This is a genomic window from Flavobacterium lacisediminis, assembly GCF_025909975.1.
Lineage (GTDB): Bacteria > Bacteroidota > Bacteroidia > Flavobacteriales > Flavobacteriaceae > Flavobacterium > Flavobacterium lacisediminis.
Window position 1 is genome coordinate 300,718 of sequence record NZ_JAPCIO010000002.1, and the last position, 10,471, is coordinate 311,188.

A 10,471-nucleotide genomic window follows, 5' to 3' on the forward strand; every position below is an offset into this window, starting at 1 on the left:
AACTTTAAACTACAATAATGAATCGTCTACTATATTAGGGATGGTAACTTTCAATAAAGGTTGCGTCTCCATGGCTCTTTTTATTGCAAAAATAGCTCCTTCGTTTCTTGCCCAGCTTCTTCTTGAAATCCCGTTGTTTACATCCCAGAAAAGCATTGATTCTAAGCGTCTTGATGCTTCTTTGCTACCATCAAGAACCATACCAAAACCACCGTTAATTACTTCGCCCCAGCCAACGCCACCGCCATTGTGAATAGAAACCCAAGTTGCGCCTCGGAAGCTATCTCCAATTACGTTTTGGATAGCCATATCAGCTGTAAAACGAGAACCATCATAAATATTTGAAGTTTCGCGATAAGGTGAATCTGTTCCTGAAACGTCGTGATGATCTCTTCCTAAAATTACGTAACCAATTTCTCCACGTGCAATTGCTTGATTGAAAGCTTCCGCGATTTTAATTCGTCCTTCGGCATCAGCATATAAAATACGAGCTTGGGAACCCACTACTAATTTATTTTCTTGAGCACCTTTAATCCACTGAATGTTATCGGCCATTTGTTGTTGGATTGCTGACGGCGAGTTTTTCATCATTTCTTCTAAAACATCACAAGCAATTTTATCTGTTTTAGCTAAATCTTCTGGATTTCCTGAAGCACAAACCCAACGGAATGGTCCAAAACCATAATCGAAACACATTGGCCCCATAATGTCCTGTACGTAACTTGGATATTTGAAATCGATATGGTTTTCTGCCATAATATCTGCTCCAGCACGAGAAGCTTCTAACAAAAAGGCATTTCCATAATCAAAGAAATAGGTTCCTTTTGCAGTGTGCTTGTTTATCGCTGCTGCATGACGACGTAAGGTTTTTTGAACTTCTTCTTTGAATTTCTCAGGATTATTAGCCATCATCTCATTCGATTCTTCAAATGAAAAACCAGTAGGGTAGTAGCCACCAGCCCAAGGATTGTGTAAAGAAGTTTGATCAGAACCTAAATCAATATGTAAATTTTCTTGATCAAAACGTTCCCAAACATCTACAACGTTTCCTAAGTAAGCAATCGAAACTACTTCTTGATTTTCTAGTGCTTTTCTAACTCTTGCAACCAATAATGTAATGTCTTCTACAATTTCGTTAATCCAACCTTGTGAATGACGAATGTGTGTGATTTTTGGATTTACTTCGGCACAAACGGTCACGCAACCTGCAATATTTCCTGCTTTTGGTTGAGCGCCACTCATTCCTCCTAGACCAGAAGTTACGAATAATCCGCCTTTTGGAGATTTTTTAATTTTTCTAAATCCGTTTAAAACGGTGATTGTTGTTCCGTGTACAATTCCTTGTGGGCCAATGTACATATAACTTCCAGCCGTCATTTGTCCGTATTGCGAAACACCTAACGCATTCATTTTCTCCCAATCGTCTGGCTTAGAATAATTTGGGATAACCATTCCGTTAGTAACCACAACTCTTGGTGCGTCTTTATGCGATGGAAATAATCCCATTGGATGACCCGAATACATGGCTAAAGTTTGCTCTTCAGTCATTTCTGCCAAATATTTCATGGTCAATAAATATTGAGCCCAATTGGAGAAAACAGCTCCGTTTCCACCATAGGTAATTAACTCATGCGGATGTTGTGCTACGGCATAATCCAAGTTGTTTTGAATCATCAACATAATCGCTTTTGCTTGTTCGCATTTTCCAGGATATTCTGAAATTGGTCTAGCATACATTTTGTAGTCTGGACGCAAACGATACATGTATATTCTTCCGTAAGTTTCTAATTCAGCTTTAAATTCTGGAATTAATTCGGCATGATGTTTTGATTCAAAATAGCGAAGTGCATTTTTTAAAGCTAATTTTTTTTCTTCTTCAGAAAGAATTTCTTTTCTTTTAGGAGCGTGATTTATTTCAGTTTCATACGGTTTTGGATTTGGTAAAACCGATGGAATGCCTTGTAGTATTTGTTCTTGAAATGTCATTTTTGTTGTGTTAATTCGTTTACATTGTTTTTTCTTAAAGTCATAATTTAGAAAACTAGGGATAACGAATGTCAGACCTGTGATAGGACTTGTGAATTTTGATTCGGTATTTGAATAATTGTATGTCCATTTTATTTTTTCTTGGTGGTTCCGGTTTTTTTATCAAAACCATAAGGGCAATGTCTGCATCCACTTTTACAACAATAGCCTCTTTTTAGATGGTATTTTTCTGTGAAACACTTGTATCCTTCGGGTGTGTAATAGAAATCTTCACCTTCCTTTAAATTATTCGGATTTAAATCGTTATTCATATCGACAAATTTAGCAACTTTGCATGAAATGATTGTAATAGTTTTTAAATATTTAATTCCGAAAGGGTTTAGAGGTTTTACCTTTTTTCCATTTGTGTTTTTATCTGATAAAAAAGATAAATCACATGCTGTATTATTGAATCATGAGAGAATTCATATCAAACAACAATTAGAACTTTTGATTGTTTTCTTTTTTGTTTGGTATTTTGTTGAATATTTGGTAAGGTTAATTCAATATAAAGATAGGAGAGAGGCTTATTATAATATTTCTTTTGAACGGGAAGCCTATACAAATGAAAAAGACCTCGACTATTTAAAGAGGAGGTCTTTTTGGAATTTTTTGAAGTTCTAAATTATTTCTTTTTAGGTGCTTCTTTTGTATTGTATTGAATAATTCCTTCTGGTATTCTCTCAAAGCGAACATTATTTCCATCAAAATAGATAGGAGTTCCTTCTTCTTTACCACCATCATTATTCATAACTCCATTCATGTTTTTGTCAAAATTATTAGATAAAACAGTATCTGAAATTACTACCCCATTTTCATAACCTTTTCTAGTTCCAATTGCCGTCCAATTAAAAGATGCATTGCTTCTTCCGTTTGTGTTTTCTTTTACATAGAAACCATCATTTGTAACTTTACTAATATAAACACCATTAGTTTCTCCAGTAGGAGTAATGGTAATATTAATTGCTTCATTGTTAGAAACTAAATTTTTGAATGCTTCTTTGAATGTAATGTAGCTTTCTCCATTAGAAAGTTTTCCTACACCTCTTGTTGTTACATCTACTTCAGTAGAAGTTGCGGTATATGAGATTGTTCTTTGTGAATTATTTGTTTCTGTTAATTGTACAATTGGTTCGTTTGTGATTGTATTTCCTTGAACATACATTCCAAATTCATCACCTTGTGTCATTAATCCAAATTGATTTCCTTTAACGTAACCACCCATAAAACCACCATTAATTCCTAGACCAATTTTGTTGTTAGCTATATTTGAATTAGAAAGTCTACCAGTTCCATTTCCATAATCATTGTTTGTTGTTCCTGCATATACACTATAATTTGTACCGTTTTTTGATTTATATCCTAAAATACCAAAATCACCACTTGCACTAGTTCCTAATACTCCTCCGGTTGCATCTGGTTGGCCAGCACCCCCGTTTAATAATAATATATCTCCAATAACACCAAACTGATATGTATTAGTAGAAACAGAAGTAGCTCTTGTTCCAATATTACCATATACTCCTGCAATTGCAGGTGCTGAAGAATTATAGGCACCTCCACCTAATCCTGTACCAATTGTAATATTATTATTTTCTCCTAAAACAGGTGTAGCAACTATTTTACCAGAAACTGTTTCATCAATAATACCATGTACACCGATTGGAATTTTTGTAATTGAAGCATCAGTAGCTCCATCGGCTTGACCTAATACACCTTCTCCAGTTTGAACAAAGCTTGAAATTGTGCCTGATTGAGTTAGACCAACTACTCCATATCCAGTTTTGTTTGAAACTCCAAAAACACCAATACCACTATCGTCAGCATAACCAGAAATTGCTCTTTTCTTAGTGTTATTTGGATAACCATTTACTGTTTGAAATGAAGATGCAGAAGTATGTGATGAAAAACTATCTCTAGAATCTTCTCCAGATGCTTTTCCAATTACGGTATTTCCTTCTACTCTTAATCCGTTTGTTGGTGCTGCATTTGTTGAGGCGTAGGTTGCTCCAATACTAACATTACTATTTTCTCTAACTCTTAATCCTTCAACTCCATTAGTTGTTAATCCTAAATTATCTGCAGCAGAGCGAAATACTCCTGTGTTTGGGTCTGCATTCCAAGAGAAAGCAGGCTCTGTATTTGTTCCAGCAAAATAAGATTGTAACTGTCCATTAGTATTTGAAATGTTTAGACGATCGTTTCCACCAGTTTTAATTCTTAAATCTTGAGCATCACTAGTTCCTATGTAATTTGTTCCAGGTGTAGTTCCTGAATTTCCAGTTAAAGCCCAATCATTAGAACTGCCAGCTCCAACTCTAACCCATAATGTTCCGTTCCAATAATAAAAACCAGGAGTAACTTGGTTAGGTCCCGCAGCAGAAGTAGCTGTGTTATAAACTAATTCAGATTCTGTTGGAGTTGTTACAGTTGCCACGTTAGTAGCGGTTAAAACTATTCTCGGAATTAATAAACCATCATTTGTTGATGTTATGTCAAGTGCTCCAGCAGGTGAAGTTGTGCCAACACCCACTTGTGCTGTCATGTTTGCACCAATAAGTAATGTAGTAATGATAAATAATACTTTTTTCATATAATAAGTTTTCAAATTTAGGGGTTTTTAAAACGGGTGCAAAAGTATGATTTTAATAAGTAAGTTCAAAATATTATAACAAAAATTAAAATAAATGTTATTTTTTTTAATTATACAAATAATATTGTATGAAAAAGAAAAAGCCTCAACATCATGTTGAGGCTTATTTATTGTAGTTTTTATTTGTTTAGTAAATCGCTTTTTTACTAATAACAGTTCCGTTTGATAATGTTACTTGAATAATCAAACCTGCATTGTTTTTTTGAATGGTATTTAAAGGTACTTCATATCCATTAACATTTGGATAATACGCTAAATGTCTTCCTAAAACATCAAAAACACGCACAGATTTAATTTCGTTTTTAGTTGATTTTACTGAAAGAACTTCAGATGAAATTACCCATAAGTTAGCATCGTCAGTAATAATATCATCATTTCCAAGAGTTTCATTTGTATAGCGTAATACAAAACGGTTAGGGAAATTACCTTCTGTGGAAGTAAAATTATAAGGTGATTGTCTTAAATCATGAATAATATTATTTTGTAAATCTTCTAGATAAATGTCTTGACTTGCATCTGAGAAGAAACCATCAACAGTTCCAATTCCTATAGTGTAATTTCCACTTTGAGGAACTTTTATTCCCATAGGCACTCTGTCTTCTTGATCAAATGGTAAAGTTCTTCCTTGAATAGTCATTGGTTTTTCTCCAATTAATGAATATAAATTTAAGTTTAACTTTTCATCAGTAATGGCATCAAATAAACGATCTCTGTCATTAGTCGCGCCATCAGCATAAGCAACTAGGTTTCTTATATTAGAGCCATTTGAAGCAATTAAATCTAGCCAAATTCTTCCGTTTTCATTAGAAGTTCTGAAGAATTGACTGTTATCGTATGTACTACTTCTCATTGAATTATTAAATGTTACATTTTCAGCAGCAGAAGCAGATGTGTGTCTCATCAATACAAAGAATCCTTGACCAGCAGCAATATTTCCATTAAATACTCCTGGACCTGAAGAAGTTCCTGAACTATTGTAAGTAATATAATCACCTGGAGTATAATTGTATACATAATTATTGTAGAATGGATCCGCAATAGCTGAACTTGGTAAAGTACCATGCGTCCATACTTTTATAAACCCATCGATATTTGTATTTAGTGTTAAGAAATCAATAGCTCTCACTGAAGAAGGATAAGGATTTCCAATTAAATTCCAATTGTCATCATCGTTTGTTCCTAATGTTGTTGAAACGCCAGTAGAGTATGTTCCTCCATTCCACGTTCCTCTGAAAATTGGAGTGGTGATAGTTCCATTGTTTGGTGTTCCTGCAAACACAGCATTGAAAGGAGCTACAGTAGATGTGAAACTATCAGGGCCTCTAACAATATATCCTTTTCCTAAAGCCATAGTTTCATTTCCGCTCACCCAATTTCCAAATCCATTTGTATTAGTTGGGATTGTTGGATTCCATTTGTAAATAGCCCAAGTTGGTGTTCCTGGAGAAATAGCAGAACTAGCAAATGAAGTGACAGGAGAAGACCAATATACATAATCTAATTTGCGAATATTTGCTGTTCTTGTCATGTGCATTGTGCCTTGATTAACATCATTGTTTGTTTGAATTAAACTAGCACTATTTTGTAAAATTAAGTCTCCAGTTGAATATATGTTAACCCAATTTGTAATTGTCAAATCATTGTTTGTCGTAACAGTTAGGTTTGCATTATTGTTGATAGTTAAGTTTAAGCCTAATCCGTTAAAGTTAGTTCCTGAAATAATAGGATCGTTTGCAGTATCTGGAATAACAACACAATCTAAGGCAGTTGGAACTCCTGATGGAGTCCAGTTATTAGCTACGTTCCAGTTAGTACTAACTGAACCATTCCATACTTTAGATCCATTTATAGTTACAGTAGTTTGGTCAACTTCTTTTATAGTTCTTCCATCACATAATGTGTAAGTTATTTCTGCTGTATATACTGTTGTAGAAGTTGGACATACACTCAATGTAGGTGTTGTTCCTACTACTGGTCCTGTTGTACCAGCTCCTTCATACCATTTAATTGAAGCGATTGAATTTCCACTAGGAACAAAACGCCAAGCTTCATTCGTAGTTGTCCAATTGGTGTCAAGACCATTTCTTGCAGGAGGAACCGATGCAAGTGTGCCTGTAGCGTTTTGAATACCTACTACTGCATTCCCACCATTCCACGGAGAAACATTGTTATTGTCAATATTTTTTTCTTTGATGTAAATTTCAATAACATTTGAGTTTTCGTATAATACCATCATTCCGGTATATAGTATTGAATTGTCAGAAAACATTGGTACGTTATACCAAGAAGCAACTAATGCTCTACAACCTGTTGGTAATGTAATTAATTGCCAGCCAACTTCACCGCCTACACCTGGGTCGATATCATGAAATACTCCGAAAATTGAATTTTCTTTCAATCTTGCATCTCCACTAATAGGGATATTGTTACTAAAGCTATATCCGCTTGATGTTCCAGCTAAAGAAGTATTGAATGATAAAATACCGTTAGAACCAATTGTACATTGATTGTAAGTGTTACCGTAGAAACAAAAATCAAATGGCAAATTAATAAGAGGTGAATAAACGTCATCAGTATTAACACTCACTGGATTTGCAAGTCCGTTAAAAGCAAAAGGTGGGTTATAAGCAATTGGTTCAACAATATAATTTGTTGTTTCTCCTAAATCCAAATAGGTTGCTTCAAGATCTACACAAGTAGAAGCTGCTGTACAGTTTATAGCTGCAGGATCTAATCCATTTAAACCTAAACCACCAGAAACAACATTAGGACAACCTGTTGCTACATCACTAACAGTCATAGTTGTAAATATTGCTGTATTTGAATTGGCGCTTAAACCACTATTGGTACATGTAACGACTAACTGCCAATGAACTAATCCGCTTGCTGGTGCAGTCGCATTATAATTTACATAAGAACTAGTTGCAGCTCCTGCATTTGTCCAAGTTGCGCCAGCATCAGTACTATATTGCCATTGGTATGTTAAGTTTAAAGCTTGGGTATATCCGGTAGCAGAAACTACATAAGGAGAACCTGGCCACCCAGTATTTGGATTGGTGATAACAGTTCCTCCCACTGGTAAACCAGCACAAGCAGGGAAGCAAACACCACTATAAGAAACAGAAAGACTGAATCCAGAATAGGTTACAGAACTGTCAGAATAAAATTGAACGGTCAAAGTTTGACCTGCTGTCCCCGTATAATTTATTGTGCCTGTACCAGAGTAAGATGCTAATAGTGTACCGCCAGTTCCAATTCCGCTATAAATTCTAATGTAATCTATACTACTTTCAGTTGTATAATTACCTGATATATTAATAATAGCTCCAAGTCCAGCTTCTAAAATTGTATAACCAGATGAATTATTCGCATAATTTCCAGTAGAACCACCATTGTCATAAAGTGTAATATTAGTTCCACAAGTTACAGTATTATTGCCTGAAGTTGGTATGTTTAAAATGCTTACTACAGTAAATGTGCTATTTGTAGAAGTTGCAGATTGACTACTGTTTGTACAAGTAACTACCAATTGCCAAGCAACAGTTGTTCCAACAGTTACAGGAGCAGTTGCAGAATAATTAGAATAAGAGCTGGTTGAAGCACCAACATTTACCCATCCAGCACCGTTAGTATTTGATTGCCATTGATAAGTCATTCCGGTTGCTAATGTCATTCCGGTTGCAGCTACCGTATATGTTGAACCTGGTCCACCATTGTTAGGAGAAACAGAAACTGTTCCTGCTGATGGAGTTCCTGAACAAGCTGGGAAACAAACTCCGCTATAAGTAACAGAAAGACTAAATCCAGAATATGTTACTGAACCATCAGAATAAAATTGCACAGTTAAAGTTTGTCCAACTGTACCAGTGTAATTTATTGATCCTGTACCAGAATAAGAGGCCAATAAAGTTCCTCCAGTTCCAGTTCCGTCATAAATTCTGATGTAATCTAATCCGCTCTCTGTTACATAATTTCCTGAAATATTTATTGTAGCTCCAAGACCGGCATCTAGAACGGTGTAACCTGTTGAACTACTTGCGTAGTCACCTGTACTACCACCATTGTCATATAAAAGAATATTAGTTCCACAAGTAACAGAGTTATTACCCGTAGTTGGTATATTTTGTGTTGAAACTGAAGTAAAAGAAGCTGAATTTGAAGTAGCGCTTTGCCCATTACTTGTACATGTTACAATTAACTGCCATAACACTGTTGTTCCTAATACAGGAGCTGTTGCTGTGTAGTTTGAATAAGTACCTGTAGCTGCACCTTGGTTTGTCCAAGTGCTTCCACCATTTGTACTATATTGCCATTGAAAAGTTAATCCAGTCGCTAAAGTATAGCCTGTTGCTGAAACAGTATAAGAAGAGCCAGGATTTCCTGATACAGGTGAAACACTTGTAGTTCCTGCAGTAGGTGTTCCAGAGCATGCTGGAGGTAATACAACTTGAATAGTGTAATCTTCAGCTTCACCGTAATCAAAATCTCCACAAGCAGGAGCAGGGTTGCTTAAATAAGCATTTCTTATACGCATTCTATAACTTCCAGCTGGTTGTGCAAGAGGAATTGTAATAGAGCCTAAGTTTGCTGGAGTAGAAAGGTAACCTGTTGAAATTACATTTTCACCAGCGTCATTAAAATCAGCATCGTTATTCCAGTCTACCCATACATTATAACCATAAGTACTTGATGGGTGAGTAGCTGTTATTGAAAAACTGGAGCCTGCAATTTGACTTACAAATTGAGCCGAATAATTCGTGTAAGCAGAAAATCCAGTTGGTGTATTAGAAATGTTCGCAATTCCTCCAGTGGTTGTAACTCCACTAATATAGTAGGATGTTGAGTAAGTATTTGTAGGAATACAGTATGCTGCAGTAGTTGTGAAAGTATCGGAAGTTGATGTAGCACTTTGTGAGCTATTTGTACAAGTTACTACTAATTGCCATATTACAGTTCCGGAAGCAGGTGCTGTAGCAGTATAATTTGAATAAGTACTTGTAGCTGTTCCCTGATTTGTCCAAGTTCCACCACCATTTGTACTATATTGCCATTGGTAAGTATATCCTATCCCTGTTGAATACCCGGTATTCGATACAGTATAGCTAGAACCTGCAACGCCTGAAGTAGGAGAAACGGATGTTGTTCCTGCATTTGGTGTTCCTGTACATGGAGTAGTGATACAAATACTTGTTAAGTTCATATCATTATTGTTTCCATTGTTTATTACTTTAATATAATAAATACCAGGAGATAATGTTGTTGTAATAGTTTCAGTTTGTGCTCCAGCTGTAGTGTTTGTATTTGCACAATTTATCTGAGCTAAACCTGAACAAGAGGAAGTAGATGATATTAATTGTAAAAATAAATCTCTATTTGAGGCATTAGCAGTTATAGTAATGCTCAAATTTGGACCAGCAGGTACGGTAAAAGTGTACCATCCTTCTCTTCGAAAAGTACCTATGCTACAACCAGTTGCGGTTGGTGTATCTTGTGTGCTGTCGGTTATAGATGCTGCGTCACAAGTGCCATTAATAGTCAAGCTTTCAGCACTGGCGCATGACGTTCCTTGCGCAAACGATGTAGTTGTAAAAACAAAAAAAAGAAAAACCAAAAAGTTTTTCCAATAAGGGGAAAGAGTTTTCATTTTAAGTTAAAAAATTGTAGTTTATAGTTGATTGTGTTGATTTTAGCACAAATTTAATTTTTTTTGTTTACTGTGCAACTTAAAATGAATATTTTGTTAAAAAATGGTTATTTTGTTGATAACTCTTAAGTGTTAGTTAGTCTAAAATT

5 protein-coding genes are annotated in these 10,471 nt (G+C 35.3%); 1 reads left to right on the plus strand and 4 read right to left on the minus strand.

Features of this window, described 5'->3' with window-relative positions:
- Positions 1–9: 9 nt before the first annotated feature.
- Together hutU and OJ995_RS03965 are read right to left on the minus strand one after the other, a co-directional pair.
- A complete protein-coding gene (hutU, locus tag OJ995_RS03960) occupies positions 10–1,986 on the minus strand; it encodes a urocanate hydratase (protein ID WP_264368246.1) in 1,977 nt (658 codons plus the stop codon).
- Positions 1,987–2,117: 131 nt separating this feature from the next.
- A complete protein-coding gene (locus tag OJ995_RS03965) occupies positions 2,118–2,297 on the minus strand; it encodes a C1orf53 family protein (protein WP_111567629.1) in 180 nt (59 codons plus the stop codon).
- A 28-nt stretch (positions 2,298–2,325) separates the two neighbouring features.
- On the opposite strand from OJ995_RS03965, the gene OJ995_RS03970 reads away from it, so the two are divergent.
- Positions 2,326–2,649 carry a hypothetical protein gene (locus OJ995_RS03970; protein ID WP_264368247.1) on the plus strand — a complete coding sequence of 108 codons (324 nt, stop codon included), beginning with the start codon at positions 2,326–2,328 and terminating at the stop codon, positions 2,647–2,649.
- 1 nt (position 2,650) lies between these two features.
- Here the strand turns inward: OJ995_RS03970 and OJ995_RS03975 are convergent, their stop codons facing one another.
- Positions 2,651–4,618: a phage tail-like protein gene (locus OJ995_RS03975; RefSeq protein WP_264368248.1), complete on the minus strand. Its 1,968-nt coding sequence runs from the start codon at positions 4,616–4,618 to the stop codon at positions 2,651–2,653.
- A 187-nt stretch (positions 4,619–4,805) separates the two neighbouring features.
- Complete coding sequence (locus tag OJ995_RS03980; RefSeq protein ID WP_264368249.1) at positions 4,806–10,322, minus strand: DUF8693 domain-containing protein; 5,517 nt, start codon at positions 10,320–10,322, stop codon at positions 4,806–4,808.
- Between the last annotated feature and the right edge of the window lie 149 nt (positions 10,323–10,471).